This is a genomic window from Niallia sp. FSL R7-0271 (assembly GCF_038005785.1).
Classification (GTDB): Bacteria; Bacillota; Bacilli; order Bacillales; family Cytobacillaceae; genus Niallia.
In genome coordinates this window covers 1,148,894-1,172,255 of sequence record NZ_JBBOTZ010000002.1, presented here as the reverse complement: position 1 = coordinate 1,172,255, position 23,362 = coordinate 1,148,894, and the positions used below count along the sequence as shown (strand labels likewise).

The following is a 23,362-nucleotide window of genomic DNA, read 5'->3' as shown; positions in this document are numbered from 1 at the left end:
ACGAATAATGTTACAGCAAAGTAATTCCTCCACCTTTTTCCATTTGTTTCATTTATAATTTAAAGAAGATAAAATTTTCAAAAAAAACCAATATAGAGAGGAGTTATAAAAAATGCTCAAAAAAAGAAAAGTTATAGTAACAGGTGCAGGCTATGGAATTGGAAAGGAGATTGTCAAAGGATGTTTAAATGAGGGTGCATCGGTAATTGCTTGCGATATTAATGGCAACTCTTTAAATAATTTATCACTGGCAATGGATGATCGTAATGTTTTATATACATACCAATTAGATGTCAGTAAATATGAAGCTGTTACTAAATTTTTTGATTACATCGAAGCAGAACATTCTGACGTAGATTGTTTAGTTAACAATGCTGGAATTTATTTAGCAAAAAATATTTTGGATTATCAAGCAGATGAAATGGATAAAGTTTTAGACATAAATGTAAAGGGATTTATTTATTTTTCACAAATGTTTGGCAAAAAATTATTGGAAGAGAAACGGAAGGGAGTCATCATTAATATGTCTTCAGTTTCAGGGATGGAAGGCAGTTCAGATGCGATTTACGGACTTTCGAAAGCAGCTATACTTGGTTTATCTAAAAGCTGCGCCATGAATTTTTCACCATATATTCGAGTTAATGCTGTTGCGCCTACGATGGTAAATACAACGATGATGGGGATAATACCTGATTGGAGAAAAGAAGAATATTTAAGTCACCAACTCATTAATACCCCTGTCCTACCTGAAGATGTGGCGGAAACGGTTGTTTTTTTATTATCAGATAAAGCAAAGCATTACACAGGAGCAACGTTTGATATTAATAATGGAGGATATTTACGGTAGTAAAAGACTCCACATTATGTCGGTACGAAATGGAAAATTAGTGTTTAGTGAAAAGCTTCATTTATGTATAATAAGAAGAATATTCAGTTATTATCTTTATAAGTTGGGGGATAGTGAGATGGACAAACAGGAATATGAGTGGGTAAAACAAACAAGGCAGATTTTACTAGACCAGTGTAAAGAATTGAATGAAGCTGATTTTACAAAAGAGTTTGGATTTGGATTTCAAAATATAAAAGATTCCTTAGTTCATGTCGCGGGTTGTTATCATGCTTGGTTAGGTTCTTTTGTGCTTGCCAAAACGGATGCACCATTATTATCAAAGGAAGCAATCAAGGAAATGAAAATGGAAAATATCCAACATTATTTTCAGCAGGCAAATATATATGTAGATAATGTTTTCGATCAATTCGCTGATAGAAATAATGAACTGATCGTTAAAGAGCCTTCTTGGAAAGTAGGCAGTGGGGTTATAAGAAAATCGCCACACCAATTACTATGCCATTCTATTACACATGAATTTCATCATAAGGGGCAAATTGTAGCAATGCTGCGGTTACTCGGTTATTTACCTAATAATACAGATATTTTGGGACTATCTGAAAAGGAATTTTCATTTTAATAGTTTTAAAGAAAATCACCTAACAGAAATAAGTGCTAAAGGCAGCGATGATATTTTTCTTATTACATAACATGGTAGGTTAAATGAACAAAAGTGATTTAAAATGTAGTGAAAATTAATGATAGGAGGATATCTTATGGAGGAAAAGAAAAAAGCTTTAATTATAGTCGATGTGCAAAAAGCTTTCGATAATAAAAAATGGGGAGAACGTAACAACCTTAATGCAGAAGAAAACATTAGTAAGATACTAAAATTATGGAGAGAACAAGAATGGTTAGTAATACATATACAACATACATCTGATAATCCTAATTCAGTATTTCATCATAAAAATGAGGGGTTTGCTATTAAAGAAATCGTTAAACCTATTGATAAAGAAGTAATAATAAATAAGAAAGTAAACAGTAGCTTTATTGGTACAAATTTAGAAGAGATTTTAATAGAAAATGAAATAAAAACAGTTGTAATTACTGGTTTAACTACACCTCATTGTGTATCTACAACTACAAGAATGAGTGGTAACTTAGGTTTCGATACATACCTGATTTCAGATGCAACAGCTGCCTTTGGTTTAAAGGACCAAAATGAGATATATTATGATGCAGAAGCTATTCATAATATCTCTCTAGCTACATTGCACGAAGAATTTGCCACAATACTTACAACAGATAAATGGATAAACGAGTTCTTTTCTAGGCATATGTACTAAAAAATGCATTCTTTTCATAAAAGGGAGCGTCTTTTCTAGTACAATAAGAGCAGAATTCCTGTAATATAAAAATGTAGGATAAAAACATTCCTGTATCTCATATATTCATCAAGCCTGCACTAATTAGTTGGCACTTTATTTATTCTTTTCTGCTGCTTTAGCTTTATAAAATGTTAAATTTAAGAATAAGTGTTTGTTTATTGAGAGATTTATAGTGTATGGGCATCATAAAGAAAAAGTCGATATTCCATAGGAACATCGACTTTTAACTATTAATGGATAATTTATATTATAAATAATTCTTTCTAATCAGCAATCTTAGCCTCATTAACAGGTTGACAAGATTGGCTGTCATTCTTTGGCAATCTACCATTATGCCAAAGGGCAGGGTTCGTATCATCTGGAATAACCTGATTCATAATATTACGGTAGTGCTTTTCTTTATTTAGAATATATTCGGCCATTAATTTTGCTTCTTCTAATTGCTTCAGAACCAGTTCTTTTTGCTTCAATATTATTTCAAAACGTTCCGGAATAGTAGAATCACCTTCCAAACAGAGCTCAACATATTTCTTTATATCATCAACTGACATTCCACTCTTTTTTAAGTTTTTTGCCCCTCTAAGCCAATTTATAGAATCATCCTTAAAGATGCGATTATTATTTTTATCTCGCTGTAGATTAGGAACTAACCCCTTATCTGTATAGTAACGTACAGTGTGGGAGGTTATATCAAGTAATTTAGCAACTTCTTTTACGGTATACATATATTAAAAAACTCCTTTTCTTTAAATTTAGGTTAATTTATATTATTGACTTCGTGTAACACGAAGGTGATATTGTAATGATACTCAGAATTCCAATCTTGTAAATACCTATATAAATATAAAAAATACTATCTTTTCTTGACTTCGAGTAACACGAAGTTGGTAATGTAATGATACTCAGGATTTCCAATCTTGTAAATACCTAAATCGATTTAAAAAATGCTATCTCTTTCTTGACTTCGTGTAACACGAAGGAATTATATTTAAAGCTGTTCAAAGAATCTGATAGTAAAATTTCGCAATAAAACATGCAAGAGTAAAGGATTTACTTTGAATAAATCAGAGACTATTTTTGGAGGTTTTAGTATGCAAAAAGTGACTTTAAATAATGGTGTTGAAATGCCTTTACTCGGATTTGGAGTTTGGCAGATCCCAGATGCTGAAGAATGTGAACAAGCAGTTTACGATGCACTTATTGCTGGTTATCGTCTAATTGATACTGCAGCTGCTTATGAAAATGAAGAAGCGGTCGGGAGAGCTATCATACGCAGTGGAGTGCCTAGAGAGGAAATATTTGTTACAACAAAACTGTGGGTTCAGGATGCTGGTTTTGAGCGTGCAAAAATAGCTTTTGAAAAATCATTGGATAGGCTGCAATTGGACTATATAGATTTATATTTGATTCACCAGCCATTTGGGGATATATACGGATCTTGGCGTGCGATGGAGGAATTGTATGCACAAGGAAAAGTTAAAGCAATAGGCGTAAGTAATTTCCAGATGGATCGTTTAGTAGATTTGATTTGTCATAACGATATTGTTCCAGTTGTAAACCAAATTGAAACCCATCCATTTTACCACCAATTGGAAAGTGAAAAAATTATGAAAGAATACAATATCCAGATGGAGTCTTGGGGTCCGCTTGCTCAAGGTAAAAATAACATTTTTCAAAATGAAATTTTAGTTACATTAGCTAATAAGCATAAAAAGTCTGTTGCTCAAGTAATTTTAAGGTGGTTAACACAAAGGGGAATTGTTGTGATTCCAAAGTCTGTTCACAAGGAACGAATTATCGAGAACTTTCGTATTTTTGACTTTGAATTAAGCCAAGACGATATGGACGCAATTTCAACTTTAGATACAAATACGAGTCTATTTCCTTCCAAAAACAATCCAAATATTGTGAAGCAATTTGCCAATTGGAAATTTGATATTTAATTTAATTTTCTCTGAAATAGAGAAAGACTTAGCCATGAAAGGATAGATTTATATGAAAGCAATAATGTTAAGAGAAACAGGGGAACCAAGTCAATTAAAGTTACAAGATATAGAAAAGCCAAAACCGGGTCCGAATGATGTCATCGTTCGATTACAAGCGGCATCTCTTAACCGAAGAGATCTTATGGTTGTAAAAGGGCAATACCCAGGGATGAAACTGCCAGCTATTCTTGGTTCCGACGGTGCAGGAAAGGTCGTCGAGGTTGGAGGCGAAGTTCAAAATGTCTTTATTGGTGACGAAGTCATTATAAACCCTGGAATAAACTGGGGAAATGATAAAGATAAAAAAAGTACCGACTTCCAAGTTCTTGGTAATCCAACTGACGGAACATTCGCTCAATATGTAAAGATACCAGTGGAAAATGTTTACGCAAAACCTACTCATTTATCTTGGGAAGAAGCAGCAGCACTACCACTCGCTGGCTTAACTGCCTACCGTGCTCTAATCACGAAAGGTAAAGTGAAGAAGGGGGAAACCGTACTTATTCCAGGTGTTGGCGGAGGCGTAGCTACTTTTCTTGTTCAGTTTGCAGCCTTAGGAGCAAAAGTTTACGTAACATCAAGCAAAGAAGAAAAGATAGAAAAGGCTAAAGAATTTGGTGCGGTGGGAGGTGTCAACTACACAGCAGATGATTGGTCGGAGAAATTAGAGAAATTAACTGGTGGTATTGACCTATCTATTGACAGTATTGGTGGAGATTCGTTTTCAACCTTAGTGTCACTTGGGAAAATTGGTAGTAGAATTGTCAGTTTTGGAGCAACGAGAGGTGCAGTACCGAATTTATTCCTTCCAAGTATGACTGTAAAGGAGATGTCCCTGATAGGTTCTACAATGGGAAGTCCCCAAGACTTTGCTGAGATGCTTAAATTTGTTGAAGAACACCAAATTCATCCTATTTTGGACGAAACTCTTTCGTTGGAACAGCTACCAGAGGGATTATTCAAAATGGAACAGGGAGAAAACTTTGGGAAAATCGTTTTAACTATTCCACAAGATTAAAAAAATATCCAGTATATAAATGATTTATAACTAAGTATAAATAGAAGGCTCACATGAAATATGCTTTAAACCATAAGCTGGAATCATTTCCGGTCCGCTAATATTAGTTAGCGAAAATTTATTTATAAAAATATCAAATGAAATTTTTTGTTAAAAAGGGAGTACTATTTTGGAGAAACATACTAAACTACTTATTTTTATTTTAGCATTTGGAGTATTTGGGGTATTGAACACGGAGATGGGTGTAATCGGTATTTTACCTTTACTGGCAGAGCATTACGGAATTTCTGTCACAAGAGCCGGATTGTTCGTTAGTCTGTTTGCACTTGTTGTTGCTATTACAGGTCCAGTATTACCAGTTTTATTTTCAGGTATTAATCGTAAAAAGGTAATGCTTATTTCTTTAGGAGTATTTGTAGTCGGCACTGTTTTTTCTATTTTTGCAACTAATTTTAACATTGCATTAGTCGCTCGTATAATTCCTGCATTTTTTCATCCAATCTATTGTTCATTGGCATTAACAATTGCAGCTACGGCAGAGGATGAAAAGGAAGCTCGGAAAGCAATAACCATTATTGTTATGGGAGTTTCTGCAGGTATGGTGCTTGGTGTACCTATCACTACATTTATTGCAAGTATGGCTTCAATTGAAATGGCGTTACTGTTTCCTGCTGCTTTAAATGCAGTAGCATTTTTATTAACTTTGTTCTTAGTACCTTCTATGCCAGTTGCAGGGAAAACATCTTACGGAAAGCAGTTAAGCGTATTGAAAAGACCAGTTACATGGTTAAGCATTTTTACGATTATTTTTCTAACCGCCGCAGTTGCTGGAACGAATAGTTTTACCTCTGAATACTTGACTAGTGTTACACAAGTATCTGGGAAAACTTTAAGCCTAGTACTCTTTTTATTCGGTGCAGCAAGTATCGTTGGAAATCTTCTGGCTGGGAATTTTCTTACTAAAAGTGCAATCAAAACAGCCATTATTTTTCCGATAGTAATGGCATTAATTTTCATCGTATGGTTTTTTGTAGGAGAGCTTCTAGTTCCGATGGCAATAATTATGATTATATTCGGCATTTTGTTCTCCATTCAAAATAATTTGAACCAATATTGGATAACTTCTGCTGCACCAGAAGCACCAGAGTTTGCTAATGGATTATTCGTCTCGGGCTCTAACTGGGGAATAAGTATTGGAACTGCTGTAGGAGGTTTATTCATTACAGGCATTGGGATAGAATATATTGTTTGGGGAGGAATATTGTTCTTAGTGTTAAGTTTGGTGACTATTTTACTGAGAGGTTATATTTCTAAACCAGCTAAAAAACTGTCATAAATAATGTAGGCTACATTTGTAAAAATATTAATTAGAAAATGGCGATTCTTTTAGATGAGGATCGCCATTTATCCGTGGGTTATGAAATATTATGCCTGAATTGAGTTAGGATAGCTGTAAAAAGTCATTGTTTTACTTTATAAGAATATATATAATATCGACACAAAACTAACTAGAGGTGGATATAAAAATGGATAAAAGAGTCCAATTCGACTTTGAAATCGATTTTACTAATGGCGGTGGTTTTCAAGGACAGGATTTTCGTCTCGATATCCATGGAGATGACATTTCTGATGATGAGTTAGCGAAATATATCGTAGAGGATATGAGGTTGCTAATGGTTGGAAAAGTCAGGATACTCAACAAAAAAATAATTAATGAAAAACACAAGCGAAAATAAGAACCAGCTGCTATAATAGGCGGCTGGTTCTTATTTTATTATGAAAGGGTAAGTTTGTTGAAGAAGGAATATTTGTTTAACTTTCAGTGTTGTCTTTCACTTTGTTCTGAATTTACAAATGTAAACTTCCATTTAGTTGATGTAATTCCGCTTCATGCAGCAATATAATGGATTTTTAAAAACAAAAAGCTTTTCTTTAACATGTGAAGCAAATAATTTTCTCATGCTGTTGGGATTTTTTGATTAGGTTGACGAGGAAGTCCTATTTTTATAAATTAAAAAGGAAGTTAAAATAAAAGATAAGAAGCGTTTGAAAGGAGTTCCTATGAAGAAAATTATTTCTATTGTGTTGGTAGCTATTATAGTTGTGTCTATTTCATATTATTCATTTTCGAAAGAATCCAATGATAAAACAGAAAGTGTCATAACAGATAAAAATGGGAATTTAATTGAACCAATTAGTAGTGATAACAATAATATTGGACATTGATAGAAATTCCCCTTATAGTGTCTGTCAACGAGGAGCATTAAGGAGTTGACGAATGCAAAACTCGATTAATTCTTATCAATATGTATGTAAGTTTGGGTCTTTATCTAGTGTGCACAAAAGGAATAATATATGTTTATACCTATCTTTCGTGTTTTGATATTGAAAAAGTTTATTCGTTTTATATAAATTATTTAGGATTTAGAATAGATTGAGAACATAAATATTCGGAAAATATGCCAGTATATCTCCAAATTTCTTTAAATGATATAGTTATACATCTATCTGAACATAATGGAGACTCTTCTCCAGGGAGTTCAATTAGAATTAAAATTAATGATTTAAAAAATTTTCATTCCTTACTATCAAGAAAAGAATATCCATACTCTAATTCAGCTATTGAAAAAATGCCTTGGAACACTATCGAATTAACAGTTATTGACCCTTTTTCAAATAGAATTACATTTTATGAGGAAATTGAGTAACAGAACAGTTCAGAAAAACTAATCATGTAAATCTTGTGAAATTTAAAGAAGGGATCCATGAATTAAGAAGGGTTCTTCCTTGTTATCTTGAATGGATAAAAGCTAAAAAGCGGGATTTCCTTTTAGACAGAAAAAAGAAGGATTTAATAGTTGTTTTTCAACAGTTAGTGATAGAAGGAATTGTCAGAGTAAGATAGAATACATATGGTTAGAATAACTAAGGAATAGAGGATTTTGGATAAGTGGATAGACAACGAGCCCTTTTTTATGGATTTATTATTGGTGTAGTTTTATTAATTACTCCCGTACCTCATGTATTATATTGGATGGATGATAATGAAGAAGTATTTCGTTATTTTGGATTATTTATATCTGTAATCTGTGCTGTCCCATAAATTTTTGATGTTGCTAGAGTATATAAAAATATTCTTAAGAAGTATAGTTAACGAGAAAATGAAGAAAAGCTGTCCGTTATGGGCAGCTTTTCTTCATTCCCTAAAAGAGGGTAAACTGTATTAATAGTTGCCTTGCATTACTATTTAAACAGTCCAATAAATATGCTCTTACAGGAATTCAACTCAAAAAAGCACCAGCAAAATGCTGATGCTTTAATTCTGTTGAAAGTTCTATCCAGTTGATAAATGGAACCAATAGATTGTTAATAAAGTTTGTTTTCTTCTTGTTCAGCCTTCCACCATAGGGCATCGGCTGGATTCTCAATAACTTCTTTATAATCAGACTTTGTAGCAACTGTTGGGTAAGATCCTTTTAAGGATTTTCCTGTTGTACTCTTAAATAAGAATAGAATTACAAAGAATCCGATAAGGCTTATGATTGTTAAGTACCAGGCAGGTGCTAAGTTATTGCCTGTTTGGTGAACGAGCCAGGTGGAAACTAATGGTGTAGTACCACCAAATATAGAAACTGAGACATTAAATGTTACAGATAGTGTTCGGTAGCGTATATCGGTATGGAACATTGCTGGTAGCGAACCAGGCATGGAGCCTTCATAGGTTGCAAGCAGTACACCCAGAATTAGAATACCTAATGAAATAAATATTAGGCCACTCATGTTTACGAAATAAAAAGCTAGCGCCGATAAAAGGGTCAAACCGCCTAAACCGATTAAGAAGACTTTTTTATTACCAATATTATCACTTAGCTTACCGAATAGTAATGTGAGTGGCACCATGATGACCATCACAAGTGTAATTAATATAGTACCGGTAGTGCTTGATAAACCAATAATTTCGTTTAAATAGGAAGGCATATAGGATAATAACATATAATTGGTAACATTAAAGAAGGCTACAGATACGAAACAGACAATAATATCTTTTTTATGATTTTTTAGTATAGAGAAGAAGCTTTCTTCTGTTTGTTCTTGAGCATCTGTAGTAGAAATTTCATTTTCAAAAATAGGTGATTCCTCTAGGTTCTTTCTCAAATACAATCCAACAAATCCTAGTGGTAAACCAAGCAAGAATGGGATTCTCCAACCCCATGAGGCCATTTGTTCATCTGATAAGGTGATAAAGAGTATGCTTGCTACGAGTGAAGCTAATATATATCCTGCAAGGGTACCAATTTCTAATCCACTTCCGAGGATGCTGCGCTTATTGTCAGGAGATGATTCAGCAATATAGACCATTGCACCGGCATATTCGCCTCCAGTTGAAAATCCTTGAATAATTCTTGCGACTAATAACAGGATAGGAGCCCATATTCCAATTTGATCATAAGTAGGTAATAAACCGATCAATAAGGTCGAAAAGGCCATTAAAATAATGGTTGTAGTTAAGACGACTTTTCGTCCGGCTTTATCACCAATTTTACCAAAGATAATACCGCCTAAAGGTCGCATTAAGAAGGCAATTGCAAATGTGGCAAAAGTAAATACTAATTTTAACTCGTCATTTTGTACTGCACTAAAAAAGTTCTGACTAATAATAACAGCTAAGTAGGAATATAAACCAAAATCAAACCATTCCATTGCATTTCCTACTCCTGTAGCAAACACACTTTTCTTCGCTGTTTGAATATCTACAATGTTAATCTTCTTCTTGTTAAATTTCATTTTTTCAACTCCGTGATGTGCGGTTATACAAAAATAACAGATTAGTTCAATCTAGAGTTACTCATGTATCATATTGTGGGGAAAAGCATTTGAGGTAAACTGAAAGCACAAATAATTAATATAGTGCCAAATTCGTCAGGTCAAACTAACACTGATCTCAAGTGAATAGTTGTTTCCCTCCTTTCATTTTTTTATAATCCTAACGATTTCTAAACCTTGCTATCATTCACTACAATAAATCTGCTTATATAACCTATATTTTTTGTCTCATACTAAATACCCGAACAGATTTTACTTTAAACATAATGGAATATTACAAAGACTTTTTATGAAATAAGATTCTTTATAATATAGGACTTAAAATACTGTGGTTTAGCCATTTTGAAGTTAATAATGGAACCAAATAAAAATTAAAACTTTTTCTCAAGTAGGGAAGTAAGTTGAACATTTACCATAACTTTAGATGTTTCGATATTAGTAGACCTAAAACTTATTTAAGAAAAATCTATGTCAACCCGTTGACACATGAAACCGGTTGACATAAAATGATGTTGAAAGTGCTTTCAATTTAGATTTGCACTCCATTACATCAAAAAGGGGAAATTGAAATGAATGGTTCAAAACGATTGTATTGGCAATTAAGTGCTTATTTTTTCTTTTTCTTTTTCACTTGGTCTTCTAGTTATTCCTTATTTTCCATTTGGTTAGGTCAAGAAATAAACTTAAACGGAGCAGAAACTGGCATTATCTTTTCTGTAAACGCTATCTTCGCTTTATGTATGCAGCCCATATACGGATATATTTCAGATAAAATTGGTCTGAAGAAAAATATTCTGTTTTTCATTAGCTTGCTGCTTGTTTTTGTTGGACCGTTTTATATTTATGTTTACGGACCATTATTGCAATTTAATGTGCTATTAGGGGCAGCGGTTGGTGGCCTTTATCTTGGAACAGCCTTTTTAGCCGGCATCGGTGCAATCGAGTCTTATATTGAAAAGATTGGCCGGAAATATCAGTTTGAGTATGGGAAATCAAGAATGTGGGGCTCGCTGGGGTGGGCCGCAGCTACTTTCTTTGCCGGGCAGCTGTTTAATGTTAACCCGAACATCAACTTTTGGATTGCCTCTGTGTCTGCGGTCATCCTCGTTGCAATCATTTTATCTGTAAGAGTAGAGATGACTCATCATGAAATGGAAAGAGCCGACTCTGTTACCTTGAAAGATGTAGGACAGCTGTTTCTCTTAAAAGATTTCTGGTTTTTAATGATGTATGTTGTTGGTGTCACTTGCGTTTACAGTGTATATGATCAACAATTTCCAATCTATTATTCTTCTTTGTTTGCATCTGAAGCCCTTGGTAATCAAGTGTTTGGCTATTTAAATTCATTCCAAGTGTTTTTGGAAGCAGGAATGATGTTCTTAGCTCCATTTCTTGTGAATAAGCTTGGAGCGAAACGAAGTTTATTGCTGGCAGGTTTTTTGATGGCTTTCCGCATCATTGGCTCCGGTATTGTAATAGGTCCAATTGGAATTTCTTCGATGAAGTTAATTCATGCAGTGGAGCTGCCAATCATGTTAATTGCTATCTTTAAATATTTAGCTGCGAATTTTGACACTAGATTGTCATCAGTCTTATATTTAGTCGGCTTTCAATTTGCATCTCAAGTCGGTGCATCGATTCTATCTCCTTTGGCCGGCAGATTATATGACAGTATTGGATTTAGACAGTCCTATTTATTAATGGGATTATTGGTGCTCGTATTTTCGATTATTTCGATCTTCACATTACTCAATTCGAATAAAACGATAAATAATAAGAAAAAACTGCAAATAGTTAATTAGGAGGAATTGTACATGTTAACAACTAATAAGCTTCAACTAGCGCAAGAAGCCATCGAAAAGGCAAAGCAGCAAATGAATTCCCGCTACAGATTAGGCTATCATATTATGGCGCCTGCAAATTGGATAAATGATCCGAATGGTTTAGTCCAATATAAAGGGGAATATCATGTGTTTTATCAGCATCATCCATTTGATGAAAACTGGGGTCCGATGCATTGGGGCCATGTGAAAAGCAAGGATTTAGTTCATTGGGAGCACTTGCCAATTGCCCTTGCACCAACAGAAGCATACGAAAAAGATGGTTGTTTTTCTGGAAGTGCTGTTGATGATAATGGCATTCTTACCTTGATTTACACAGGCAATATATTTATAGACAAAGAGAAAGATATTCTCGATCAGTCCCAATGTATTGCTACTAGCACAGATGGCATTCACTTTACAAAAGACACCGCAAATCCGGTAATATCCAAGCATCCTGAAGAAGGATCTGGTCATTTCCGTGACCCTAAAGTATGGAAGTATGAGGACTTCTGGTATATGATATTAGGCACAAGAAAGGAAGATACCGGCAAAGTTGTTTTATATAAATCAAGTGATCTACGAGAGTGGCAATATATTGGCGTATTAGCAGAGAGTGATGGATCACTAGGTTATATGTGGGAATGTCCAGACTTCTTTGAGCTTGGAGGAAAGCATGTACTATTATTCTCTCCGCAAGGCATGGAGGCACAAGGTGAATTATATAATAATATCTTCCAAACAGGCTATATAGTTGGAGATTACAGTTATGAAACAAATAGCTTTGAAGCAGATGATTTCACAGAACTGGATAATGGCCATGACTTTTATGCAGTGCAAACATTTTTAGATGACAAAGGCCGCCGCATTGCGATTGGCTGGATGGATATGTGGGAATCGATTATGCCGACAAAGGAAGACGGCTGGTGCGGCGCCTTAACACTTCCCCGCGAGTTAACACTTGATCAAAATAACAAAATCCTCATGAAACCAGTAGAGGAATTGTCATTGCTGCGAACAACAGAGCAAAAGGTGTGCACAAACAAACATCTAGCTGAAAGCTATCTCGTTGAAGCAAATAATGATCTTATGGAATTAAAGCTTGATATTGATTTAACAAAAACAGCAGCACAAACAGTGGGCGTGAAAATCCGCGGCATCAATCAAGAGGAAACCTTGATAAAATATGAAACGAAAGAACAGAAGCTAGTGTTAGATGTGTCTAAAGCTGGAAAAAGCGAAGATGGAGTAAGAGGCACTACACTTAAAGCTGACACACAACTTTCACTAAGGGTGTTTATCGACAGATCCTCTATCGAAGTATTCGCAAATGATGGACAAGTGACAATGACAAGCCGTATATATCCTAACGAAGCAAAACTAGGGTTTGAACTTTTTGCAGAAAATGGAGCAGCTGAAGTAATCGATTTTACTTATTGGGAATTGAAAGATATATGGGAATAATAATAGAAGGAACAAGTGTATACCACTTGTTCCTTCTTTCTTTAAAACGGCAGATTTCTAAACTTCTTTGGTGTTAATTCTGTATGCTCTTTAAAAATTTTTATGAAATGAGGCACACTGTTAAATCCACATTCAAATGTGATTTCCTGAATAGATAAGTCTGTGTTGTGCAAGAGCTCTTTGGCATGATTAATGCGGAAGTTAATTAAATATTGATAGGGAGAACAGTTCAAATGTTTTTTAAATACTCGTGAAAAATGATATGGACTTAATCCTGCACAATCGGCAATGTCCTGAAGCTTAATTTGGTTAGGAAAGGAGCTTTCTATGTAATTAATCGCCTCTAAGATAGATTTGAACTGCAAGGAATCCACTTCACTCGATTTCTTTTTTAATTCATACAATATCTTATGTATATAAATAGATACAGCATCCTCTTCTACATGATTTTCTTTGGCTGCATGGAGAATACTAGTCATATAGTCTTGAATTACATAATTGTTTGCAATCGAAAAAACACATCCTCCTGCTTCATATAGGAGATTATAATAATCTTCACTCGCATTACCAGAGAAATGAATCCAATCAAATACAGTTTCCTCTTCGGCCTGATATTTATGTGGTTTATAGCAATTCAGAAACACAAACGAGTTTTCTGAGGCGGTATATTCCTTTCCCTCATAAAAGATTCTCATTTTTCCCTTCTTTACAATCATAAATAGATAGCTGTTCCAATTGTTCCGCTCTACGATATATTCGTTACTGCAGCAGAACGTACCAGAGTAAGATAAATAGAAAAGTGCATCTTTCGCGAAATCACTAGGTGTATGAAAATACATTTTTGATTGTGATAAGACTCCTTTTTCCACCATATAAAACTTCCTCCTACATATCTTTTACACGCATTATAAAGACAGCAAGAATATTACATTATTTAGCAATATCCTATAATGACATTGTAAATAGAGTTTATTAATATGTACATAAGGAAAGCAAAAATAAACAATAAAGGAGTTAAATAACATGGAAATTAGAATTGGACTGATTGGTGCAGGTTGGATGGGGAAGGCTCATACGAACTCATTTGTAAACGCTTTATTGGACTTTGGTCCTGAATATGGCAAGCCAATTTTTGAAGTTGTATCAGATGTTAGTGCAGAAGCAGCTCAAAAAGCAAGTGAGACATTAGGCTATTCTAGATGGACAACAAACTGGCAGGACGTAGTCACTGACGAACATATTGACATCGTTGATATTGCGACACCAAATGCATTTCACTATGAAATTGCAAAGGCTGCACTAGAGAACGGCAAGCATGTATACTGTGAAAAACCTTTAACTCTATCAAGTGAACAATCATTAGAGCTTGCGGAAATTGCGAAGGCTAAAGGAGTCGTCAACTATGTTGGCTACAATAATGTGATGAATCCAGCCAGTGCTTATATAAAAGAACTAGTAGACACTGGGAAACTAGGCGACATCGTCGGCTTCTTCGGAACGTATGCACAAGATAGCCTGCTTGACCCAAATTTGCCTATTACGTGGAGACATATTAATAAGTATTCTGGTTCTGGCGCACTAGGTGATTTAGGCTCCCACTTGTTAAGTGTTTCCCAGTATATTTTGGGAAATATTGAAAGCGTTAATGCAACAGCGAAAACTATATTTAAACAAAGACCATCATCTCCTGGTTCTTTAACTTTAGCAGAAGTAGAAAATGAAGATATTATTGCAATCCTAACAAACTATGAAAATGGAGCAGTCGGCACAATTTCTTCTAGCCGGATTGCAGCAGGAAGAAAAAATTACTTAACATATGAAATCCAAGGAACAAAAGGCACTGTTCACTATTCTTTAGAACGTATGAATGAAGTAAACGTGTATTTCACATCAGATAATAGTGCAGACAGAGGCTTCAGAACAGTATTTTTAGGTCCAGATCATAAAGGCTATAGTGCATTTTATCCAGCAGCTGGTATTGCAATCGGTTATAACGATATGAAAGTGCTTGAAGCACACGAATTGCTGTCAGCACTATCAAAAGGCACTGCCTATGCTTGTGATTTTGAATTTGGCGCACAAATTGATAAAACAGTTGATGCCATTCTAGCATCAGCAGTACAGCAGCAATGGGTTCGTGTGAATGAAGTGGGAGGTGTAATCGCATGAATATTAAAATAGGAACAGCACCAGACTCCTGGGGAGTATGGTTTCCCGAAGATGAAAAGCAAGTGCCGTGGGAACGGTGCTTAAATGAAATGGAAGAGGCAGGCTATGAGGGGATTGAGCTTGGACCATGGGGCTATCTTCCGAATAATTATCAGCAATTAAAGCAAGAGCTTGAGAAACGCAACTTAACCCTGACAGCAACAACATTAGTTGGTGATCTTACTTCTGAGAAAAAAACACAGGAAATGATTGCTCTACTCGATGAAATGGCAGAGCTTCAGCTGAAGTTTCCAACTGCGAAATATGTAGTGTTAATCGATGATTGTTATACAGATTTGTTTTCAGGCGAACTTATCCGTCCGCAAATATTAAACGATGACGAATGGAGCTCATTTATCCGCAATGTAGAACAAATAAAAAACCATGCAAAATTAAGATACGGCTTGGAAGTAGTGTTTCATCCACATGCACAAAGTCATATTGAGACAGAGGAGCAAATCGAAAGACTTCTGTATGACACAGATATAAATCTATGCTTAGATACAGGACATCATGCATATGCAGATGGTGATCCAGTTGCGTTCATGCGCAAACACCATGCTCGTATTCCATACCTTCACATTAAAAGCTGTGATCTCAAGGTAAGAGAAAGAATGCAAATAGAGGGCTGGTCCTTTGCTAAAGCAGTGAGTGAGGATATTATGTGTGAACCTGAATTAGGTGTAGTCGATATGGAAGCTTTCTTTAAAACTTTGCAGGACATAAACTATAATGGGTGGGCAGTTGTCGAACAGGATATGTATCCTGCACCATTTGATAAGCCATTTCCAATTGCAAAGCGGACAAGTGAATACTTAAAAACTATTACTAACGTAATTAATACCAAATAAACAGTTCTTTACAACTCTATCATAAAGAAGATCCATCATATGATAGAGTTGTAAAGCTAAGAAAGCATCCGTTTTATTTGATTATTTTTGAAAGCGGATACAAATACTCTGGCGAAAAAGGAGGAATGGGCAATGGATAATGCAAAGTTGTCTAATCATTACTCGATGGAGACAGGAAAGGGTAATAAAGATCCTAAAAAAAATCTCCGGTTAATTACGATTGTAGCGACCTTTGGAGGATTGTTGTTTGGTTATGATACAGGTGTAATTAACGGTGCACTGCCATTCATGGCTCAGCCTGACCAGCTTAACTTAACTCCTTTTACAGAAGGTTTGGTCGCAAGTTCACTTGTTTTGGGAGCGGCAATTGGTTCCATCTTCGGAGGCCGGCTCTCAGATACTAGGGGACATCGAAAAACGATTCTTTATTTAGCGATCTTGTTCTTCTTCGCAGCGCTTGGCTGTGTTATCGCTCCAAATACAACCATCATGATTTCATTCCGATTTCTGTTAGGGCTAGCTGTAGGCGGAGCATCCGTTATCATCCCCTCTTATCTTGCAGAAATGTCACCAGCAGAACGACGCGGCAGATTAGTAACACAAAATGAATTAATGATTGTCACTGGTCAATTTCTTGCCTATGTTTTTAATGCTGTTATCGGAAATACCTTTGATGAAGCAGGACATGTCTGGCGATATATGCTAGTGATTGCTACACTACCAGCCGTTGCCTTATGGTTAGGTGTTCTTATATTGCCAGAAAGCCCACGCTGGCTCGCATCAAAAGGGAGAATAGCAGAAGCACTGCATACACTAAAACAAATTCGTGAAGGAATTTCGGCTGAGAAAGAATTAAAAAGTATTCAAGCAAGTATCGAAGAAATGAAAAACACCAAAAAAGTTACCTTTAAAGATTTAGGCATTCCATGGATTAGAAGAATCGTTGTCCTTGGAATAGGAATCGGAGCGATTTCACAATTAGTAGGCATTAATTCAATCATGTACTATGGCACACAAATTCTCCAAAACTCTGGCTTTGGAACAAAGGCAGCATTAATCGGAAATGTCGCAAATGGCTTAATTTCCTTAGTAGCCGTCATTATTGGCATGTCCATCATGCATAAAGTAAATAGACGCTCTATGTTTCTAACAGGATTAATTGGTGTTACCGCAGCTCTCCTTTCAATCGGAATTTCCACACTGCTTCTTGCGGATTCCCCAATGCTGCCATATGTCGTCCTTTCTATGACATGTTTATATTTAGCGTTCTTCCAAGGAGCAGTCGGTCCAATGACATGGCTCACCTTATCAGAGATATTTCCAGCCAGAATCCGAGGAATAGGGATGGGAATGGCAGTCTTGTTTCTCTGGCTTTTCAATTTTTTAGTTGGTTTATTCTTCCCCGTACTATTAGACAGTGTTGGCTTATCGGCAACCTTCTTCCTTTTCGCCGTATTTGCGGTTGGAGGGATTGTGTTTATAGGAAAGTATTTACCGGAAACAAGAGGATTGTCGCTGGAGCAGATTGAGGAGAATTTTAAACGGAGTTAATATCTTGAATGAAGCGATACTTTTATGGAAGTATCGCTTTTTTATGTGTAAAAAGCTGTTGAACTATGGTGCCTTTAGACTGTCGAAATGTATCAGAATTATGGGTGTTAAAGTTATTGAATCGTCTGATAACTTATGAAATAATCTATTTATAATTAGTTCGCTAACAAAACTAATTAATGTATAACGGTAAAATTGATAAAGTGGACAATAGTAATTAAGGGTTTTTGGTTAGTACAGTAACAAAACAAAATATTAAGAATAGGAACCGATAAATGTGAATAAACTTGCTGCTCATCATGATCTAATTAAGAAAATCAATCGCTCACTAATTTTAGGAAAAATCAAAGCAGAACAGCCAATAAGCAGGGCACAGATTGCCAAGCACTTGTCTTTAAGTAAATCAACAGTTTCTGCAATTGTTGATGAACTATTAACTAAGAAATTAGTAATTGAACTGGGAGAACAAAGTCCAATTAAAGGGGGTGGAAGACCTGCGTTAATGTTAGGGTTTAATCCCGATTCGGCTTATGGAATTGGCTTGGATATCGACAGAGTAAGAATATTAGTAATCATTACAAATTTGGTTGGAACGATTGTTTTCAAAAAAGAGGTGAAGCTAACAAATCAGGTAGAGAAAATAATCGAATTAGTTAAGCTGTGTATTAAAGAAGCTAACATTCAAGAGGATAAAATTATTGGGATTGGTATTGGAGTGCCAGGCAGAACGAACACTGAAACGGTCTTCCAAGCTAAAGCACTGAAATGGACAAATTTGAATCTGCAGAAGTTATTTGAACCGCATTTTCCTTTTCCTACTTTTATCAATAATGATGTAAATTGTGCTGGTTTGGGGGAAATGTGGCTTGATCCAAATGGTATTACCAATTTGTTTTTTATAGAAATTGGTCAGAGTATCGGTGCTGCCATTATATCTGATGGAAATCTTATTTATGGTCATACCCATCAAGCAGGGGAAATTTCTTACCAAATCTCTAGAAGTGACATTGAGCATAATCACTTTAACTTATTAGGTCGCCCTGGAGTCTTTGAATCAAAAGTATCCGGAATGGCATTATCAAAATCAGGATATCCACCACATGATTTATTTGAAAAGTATTCTCAAGGAGATAAAGAAGCATCCCGAATAATCGATGACTTCATAGCTGAATTAGCTGTCTTCATCACAAATTCTATAAATCTATTAAATCCTGAAAAGGTAGTGATAGGAGGCGGGGTATCAGAATCGATGAATATAGTTATCGATGAAATTAGAGAAATGGTCATGAATCTAACACCTATAAAAACCAATATTAGTCTTGCCAAGTTAAAAGGAGATGCGGGGGCCTTAGGTGCGATTGCGTTTATGTTTAAACAGATTGAAGACAATTAAACAAAGGGGGAGCCATCATGAAAATTATCGTAGCTGCTCACGGAGAACTAGCCAAGGCATTAGTTGAGTCGGTTCGTCTAATTATAGGAGACGGCTATAATTTAGACTATTATTGCCTGACACAAGAAAAGTCAGGAGACATCGGGAAGCAGGAATTAACAGAGTTAATCCTCAGAGAAAATACACAAGATCTTGTTGTTTTTACAGATGTTTTCGGTGGAAGTGTCAATAACATTTGCTTAGAAATTCTAATCAGTCAGAAAGAAGCAGAGAAGTTTCATTTAATATCAGGTGTAAACCTTCCTTTAATAATGACGACAATTATGTCTGGTGCTGATTCATTGGAAGCAAAATTAGCAGAGGCGATGGAAGAAGCACAAAGTGGAATTAAGTATATCAATAATTTAGTAAAAGGAGCGGTATAAGATGATTTCTTTATTTCGAATTGATGATCGCTTGCTTCATGGCCAAGTAGCCTTCGGTTGGACTCCCGCTATTCAAGCAAATGTCATTCTGATTGTTAATGATGAAGCGAAAAACGATAAAGTAAAGGCGATGGCATTAGATTTGGCAAAACCTAATAATGTAAAGCTGTATATTCGGGGAGTGAAAGAATCAGGGGAGATTGTCAGCAAATTTGCAGAGGCCAAAAAGAGTAATGTAATTGTGCTTGTTAGAAACACAAATGATGCTTTAGAAGTTATAAGAGGTGCAAATGGTACTGTAAGTGAACTAAATGTCGGCGGACTCAGGTATGAAGAAGGAAAACAAAAGCTGACAGATCTAATAGCGGTAAGTGATCAAGATTTATACAATTTTAAAAAAATTGAAAATCTTGGTGTAAATATAGATTTCAGAATTTTGCCAAGAGATAAAAAACAATTATTAGAAGACTTGGTAAAAAACTGGCCATAATAACATTTACATTTCTGCCATGCTGCTTCATAGAAGGAAAAAGGGGGCGAGCTTCATGTTAACACAAGCATTACTACTTGGTTTAATTGCAGGTATTGGAATATTAGACAGCAGGTTATTCGGTGTATTGATGCTAGAGCGACCGCTTGTTTTAGGTGCATTAGTAGGATTAGTGCTCGGTGATTTTAAAACAGGAATCATAATTGGTGCTCAGCTTGAGCTCATTTGGATGGGCATTGCAGGAATAGGTTCCTCAACACCGCCAGATGTGGTGACTGGTGGAGTATTGGGAACAGCATTTGCCATCATGTCCGGAAAAGGTCCGGAGGTTGCGCTTGCTTTAGCTGTACCAATTGCTGTATTAGCACAATCTCTAGGAGTACTTGTAAGAGTGATTAATACGTACTTTATCCATAAGGCAGATTCCTATGCTAAGGCAGCTGATTTCAAAAAAGTAACGCTAATGATATGGATTCCAGTAGTCTTGTTCTTCCTAAGTGTGTTTATTCCAACCTTTTTAGCAGTGTTATTAGGTGCAGAAACAGTAACAAGTCTCATCAATGCAGTCCCTAAAGTTGTCTTAGAGGGTATGACTATCGCAGGTAATCTTCTCCCCGCAATTGGATTTGCACTTTTAATTGATATGTTAATCTCTAAAAAAATGGCTGTATTCTTCTTTGTAGGATTTTTGGCAGCATCCTACTCAAGTCTTGATGTGATGGCAATAGCTTTAATAGGAGTGTGTATTGCTATCATTCTTAACTTTATTATGAATGACAGCAATCATATAACAAACAAGAAGGATGAATCTGATAATTTAACGGAAGGAGAGATTAACTTTGACTGAGGAGAAAAAACTAAGAAAGAAGGACTTACGAAGTGTTTTCTGGCGGTCATTTGCTTTGCAGGGTGCTTTTAATTATGAAAGAATGCAAAACCTTGGCTTCTGTTATACGATGATTCCCGTTATTAAAAGATTATACGATAAACAAGAAGATCAATCTCTTGCATTGAAACGACATTTAGAAATATTTAATACAACACCAGTCGTCTCTCCAACAATCGCTGGCATAACTGCTGCAATGGAAGAACAAAATGCTAACAATAAGGATTTTGACACTAGTTCCATAAATGCAGTTAAAACAGCACTAATGGGGCCGTTAGCAGGTATAGGGGATTCCTTATTCTGGGGAACTTTAAGAATAATTGCCGCTGGAATTGGTATATCCCTTGCTGTACAAGGAAATATAATTGGCCCATTACTATTTTTGCTCCTCTATAATATTCCGAATATATTGGTCAGATTTTTCGGCTTGAAATATGGCTATTCTGTCGGAGTGAATTCACTTGAAAGAATTCAAAAAGAAGGCTTGATGGATAAAATTATGGCAGTTGCAACAACAGTAGGGTTAGTTGTTGTAGGAGCAATGGTAGCTACCATGTTAAAAGTGACCACACCATTAAAATTTAGTGTTAATGGAGCAGAAGTGGTTATTCAGGACATTTTAGATCAAATATTACCGAATATTTTACCATTGACGCTGACATTTATTGTGTTCTGGATGTTAAGGAAGAAATTCAGTATCTCCAAACTAACGATCGGGATTATATTCTTTGGAATTATAATACATTGGATTGGAATCTTATAAAAGGGAGAGATTAGTGATGAAAATACAAGATTACCTTATGGAAACGCCTGTAAAAATGAATGAAATTATTGAAGCATCTGCTGAATTATTTTCAGCCGTAAAAAAACAAGAGATTAAAAGAATCATCATTACTGGCTCCGGAACGAGCTATCATTCCGGGGCACAAGTACAACAGAAAATGCGAGAACTCGCAGGAGTTTCTGTTGAAGCATATTATCCGTTTCTTATCACAAAAGAAATATTAGCGAATGATGTTGCACATACGTTAGTTGTTGGAATATCTCAAGGTGGAAGCAGTTATTCAACCTATAATGCGATGAAGCTAGCAAAAGATATTGGATGTAGAACTGCATCAATGGCAGGTGTTGAGGATGCCCTTGTCGATGAAGTAGCAGATTATATTCTAACAGTTAAATGCGGAGAAGAGCTTGCAGGTGCCAAAACAAAAGGATTCTATTGCACGAAATTAAATTTACTGCTGCTCGCCCTCTATATTGGTCAAGAGAACGGGACAATAAACCAGAATGAGTTTGATAAAGTAATCATTTCTTTAAAAAACACTGCTGATAGTTTCTTAGCTGTCTACCATTCTGCAGAAAAATGGGTAACAGCTAACATCCCTGACTTAAAAAAGGCAAAAGAAATTAGGATCGTGGGGCCGAAGGAATTGTATGGAGATGTGTTAGAGGGTGCTCTGAAGTTGCTAGAAACAATGCGTATCCCTGTTACTGGTTATGAGTTTGAAGAATTTATCCACGGAATATATAATGCAGTGAATGAAGATTCAACTATTATTGTTCTAAATCCAGAGAAGGATTCACGGGTAAATAAATTAATTAACGTCTTATCAGACTGGACTGAAAGTATTTATACAATTGGCAGTAACGTTGAGGGCATTGGCGACAAAAATTTTGTCGTAACAACCGGCGACAATTATTTTTATAACTCATTTGTTTACCCGATTGCCATTCAGTTAATCTGTGCGATTGTACCAACATTAAGAGGAGTTGATCCTAGTATCCCGAAAGATCCGCAGTTTCATAAGAAATTGAATAGCAAAAGATTAGTGGGGGAAATAAGTTTTTAAGTAATCGTAAATGCATTAATGTTAAAAAAAGAGCTGCATCTATATGGATGCAGCTCTATTTTTTGTATTCATGCAAACTATTAAAATACTTTGTTATATAATCTGACAAGTTGCTTGCCTGTAAAGAAGGAATAAATTACGATAAATTGCAAATACATCGAATCGTAATACAATTTAAATGGTGGAATGTTCGATGATAAATGTTTGTTTGAGATGCTGTATTTAAAGAAGTTGTACCATATTCTCATGCATCAAGGCTGGTTTTTTATTTATAAAAAGAGTTTACTAATCAAGCTGATGGAAAAACAATCCTTACACATACAGTTTTATTCATAAATCCGGGAAATAAAATCTGTTGCTAATAATACGGGTACCAA

23 protein-coding genes and 1 pseudogene are annotated in these 23,362 nt (G+C 35.4%); 21 read left to right on the top strand and 3 right to left on the bottom strand.

From position 1 onward, the window contains the following. The first annotated feature begins 112 nt into the window (after window positions 1-112). The 3 genes from MKX82_RS25880 to MKX82_RS25870 all read left to right on the top strand — a co-directional run bounded on the left by MKX82_RS25880 (window position 113) and on the right by MKX82_RS25870 (window position 2,178). A complete protein-coding gene (locus MKX82_RS25880; protein WP_341081162.1) occupies window positions 113-847 on the top strand; it encodes an SDR family NAD(P)-dependent oxidoreductase in 735 nt (244 codons plus the stop codon). A 118-nt stretch (window positions 848-965) separates the two neighbouring features. Continuing rightward, window positions 966-1,469 (top strand): DinB family protein, encoded by a 504-nt coding sequence (locus MKX82_RS25875; protein ID WP_341081160.1) that lies wholly within the window; start codon window positions 966-968, stop codon window positions 1,467-1,469. A gap of 136 nt (window positions 1,470-1,605) precedes the next feature. After that, window positions 1,606-2,178: a cysteine hydrolase family protein gene (locus MKX82_RS25870; protein WP_341081158.1), complete on the top strand. Its 573-nt coding sequence runs from the start codon at window positions 1,606-1,608 to the stop codon at window positions 2,176-2,178. 305 nt (window positions 2,179-2,483) lie between these two features. On the opposite strand, the gene MKX82_RS25865 is transcribed toward MKX82_RS25870, so the two are convergent. After that, window positions 2,484-2,945, bottom strand: coding sequence for a MerR family transcriptional regulator (locus MKX82_RS25865; protein WP_341081157.1), 462 nt, complete (start codon window positions 2,943-2,945; stop codon window positions 2,484-2,486). Window positions 2,946-3,311: 366 nt separating this feature from the next. Here MKX82_RS25865 and MKX82_RS25860 point away from each other — a divergent pair, with 366 nt between their 5' ends. From MKX82_RS25860 to MKX82_RS25830, 7 genes and pseudogenes are all read left to right on the top strand, one after another. Continuing rightward, the gene (locus tag MKX82_RS25860) at window positions 3,312-4,163 is read left to right on the top strand and encodes an aldo/keto reductase (protein ID WP_237942858.1); all 852 of its coding nucleotides are present in this window, start codon (window positions 3,312-3,314) and stop codon (window positions 4,161-4,163) included. Window positions 4,164-4,215: 52 nt separating this feature from the next. Next, a complete protein-coding gene (locus MKX82_RS25855) occupies window positions 4,216-5,223 on the top strand; it encodes a zinc-binding dehydrogenase (protein WP_341081155.1) in 1,008 nt (335 codons plus the stop codon). A gap of 169 nt (window positions 5,224-5,392) precedes the next feature. After that, complete coding sequence (locus MKX82_RS25850) at window positions 5,393-6,559, top strand: MFS transporter (RefSeq protein ID WP_341081152.1); 1,167 nt, start codon at window positions 5,393-5,395, stop codon at window positions 6,557-6,559. A 190-nt stretch (window positions 6,560-6,749) separates the two neighbouring features. After that, window positions 6,750-6,959, top strand: coding sequence for a cyclase (locus MKX82_RS25845; RefSeq protein WP_341081150.1), 210 nt, complete (start codon window positions 6,750-6,752; stop codon window positions 6,957-6,959). A gap of 325 nt (window positions 6,960-7,284) precedes the next feature. After that, window positions 7,285-7,449: a hypothetical protein gene (locus MKX82_RS25840; protein ID WP_237942853.1), complete on the top strand. Its 165-nt coding sequence runs from the start codon at window positions 7,285-7,287 to the stop codon at window positions 7,447-7,449. A 129-nt stretch (window positions 7,450-7,578) separates the two neighbouring features. Next, window positions 7,579-7,931, top strand: a pseudogene (locus MKX82_RS25835) (glyoxalase superfamily protein). Window positions 7,932-8,173: 242 nt separating this feature from the next. Continuing rightward, complete coding sequence (locus MKX82_RS25830) at window positions 8,174-8,326, top strand: hypothetical protein (RefSeq protein WP_237942852.1); 153 nt, start codon at window positions 8,174-8,176, stop codon at window positions 8,324-8,326. A 263-nt stretch (window positions 8,327-8,589) separates the two neighbouring features. Here MKX82_RS25830 and MKX82_RS25825 read toward each other — a convergent pair whose 3' ends face one another. Next, complete coding sequence (locus MKX82_RS25825) at window positions 8,590-10,008, bottom strand: MFS transporter (RefSeq protein WP_233315122.1); 1,419 nt, start codon at window positions 10,006-10,008, stop codon at window positions 8,590-8,592. 608 nt (window positions 10,009-10,616) lie between these two features. On the opposite strand from MKX82_RS25825, the gene MKX82_RS25820 reads away from it, so the two are divergent. Further along, complete coding sequence (locus MKX82_RS25820; RefSeq protein WP_233315123.1) at window positions 10,617-11,849, top strand: MFS transporter; 1,233 nt, start codon at window positions 10,617-10,619, stop codon at window positions 11,847-11,849. Between the two features lie 12 nt (window positions 11,850-11,861). Next, a complete protein-coding gene (locus MKX82_RS25815; protein ID WP_233315124.1) occupies window positions 11,862-13,331 on the top strand; it encodes a glycoside hydrolase family 32 protein in 1,470 nt (489 codons plus the stop codon). A 41-nt stretch (window positions 13,332-13,372) separates the two neighbouring features. Here MKX82_RS25815 and MKX82_RS25810 read toward each other — a convergent pair whose 3' ends face one another. Beyond that, window positions 13,373-14,203 carry a helix-turn-helix domain-containing protein gene (locus MKX82_RS25810; RefSeq protein ID WP_233315125.1) on the bottom strand — a complete coding sequence of 277 codons (831 nt, stop codon included), beginning with the start codon at window positions 14,201-14,203 and terminating at the stop codon, window positions 13,373-13,375. 151 nt (window positions 14,204-14,354) lie between these two features. Here MKX82_RS25810 and MKX82_RS25805 point away from each other — a divergent pair, with 151 nt between their 5' ends. The 9 genes from MKX82_RS25805 (at window position 14,355) to MKX82_RS25765 (ending at window position 22,985) form a co-directional block, all read left to right on the top strand. Beyond that, complete coding sequence (locus MKX82_RS25805) at window positions 14,355-15,500, top strand: Gfo/Idh/MocA family protein (protein WP_341081142.1); 1,146 nt, start codon at window positions 14,355-14,357, stop codon at window positions 15,498-15,500. Further along, complete coding sequence (locus MKX82_RS25800; RefSeq protein ID WP_251645721.1) at window positions 15,497-16,390, top strand: sugar phosphate isomerase/epimerase family protein; 894 nt, start codon at window positions 15,497-15,499, stop codon at window positions 16,388-16,390. Before MKX82_RS25805 ends, MKX82_RS25800 begins: the two co-directional genes overlap by 4 nt. Before the next feature lie 132 nt (window positions 16,391-16,522). Further along, window positions 16,523-17,941 carry a sugar porter family MFS transporter gene (locus MKX82_RS25795; RefSeq protein WP_341081137.1) on the top strand — a complete coding sequence of 473 codons (1,419 nt, stop codon included), beginning with the start codon at window positions 16,523-16,525 and terminating at the stop codon, window positions 17,939-17,941. 277 nt (window positions 17,942-18,218) lie between these two features. Further along, window positions 18,219-19,334: an ROK family transcriptional regulator gene (locus tag MKX82_RS25790; protein WP_341081135.1), complete on the top strand. Its 1,116-nt coding sequence runs from the start codon at window positions 18,219-18,221 to the stop codon at window positions 19,332-19,334. A gap of 17 nt (window positions 19,335-19,351) precedes the next feature. Continuing rightward, window positions 19,352-19,759, top strand: a complete 408-nt coding sequence (locus tag MKX82_RS25785; RefSeq protein ID WP_341081133.1) for a PTS sugar transporter subunit IIA — start codon at window positions 19,352-19,354, stop codon at window positions 19,757-19,759. Between the two features lies 1 nt (window position 19,760). Continuing rightward, window positions 19,761-20,249, top strand: coding sequence for a PTS sugar transporter subunit IIB (locus tag MKX82_RS25780; RefSeq protein ID WP_341081131.1), 489 nt, complete (start codon window positions 19,761-19,763; stop codon window positions 20,247-20,249). A gap of 55 nt (window positions 20,250-20,304) precedes the next feature. Beyond that, on the top strand, window positions 20,305-21,096 hold the full coding sequence (locus tag MKX82_RS25775) for a PTS mannose/fructose/sorbose/N-acetylgalactosamine transporter subunit IIC (RefSeq protein WP_341081129.1): 792 nt from the start codon (window positions 20,305-20,307) through the stop codon (window positions 21,094-21,096). After that, window positions 21,089-21,898, top strand: a complete 810-nt coding sequence (locus MKX82_RS25770; RefSeq protein ID WP_341081126.1) for a PTS system mannose/fructose/sorbose family transporter subunit IID — start codon at window positions 21,089-21,091, stop codon at window positions 21,896-21,898. The genes MKX82_RS25775 and MKX82_RS25770 overlap by 8 nt, the downstream gene beginning before the upstream one ends. A gap of 16 nt (window positions 21,899-21,914) precedes the next feature. After that, a complete protein-coding gene (locus MKX82_RS25765; RefSeq protein WP_341081125.1) occupies window positions 21,915-22,985 on the top strand; it encodes an SIS domain-containing protein in 1,071 nt (356 codons plus the stop codon). The last annotated feature ends 377 nt before the right edge of the window (window positions 22,986-23,362 follow it).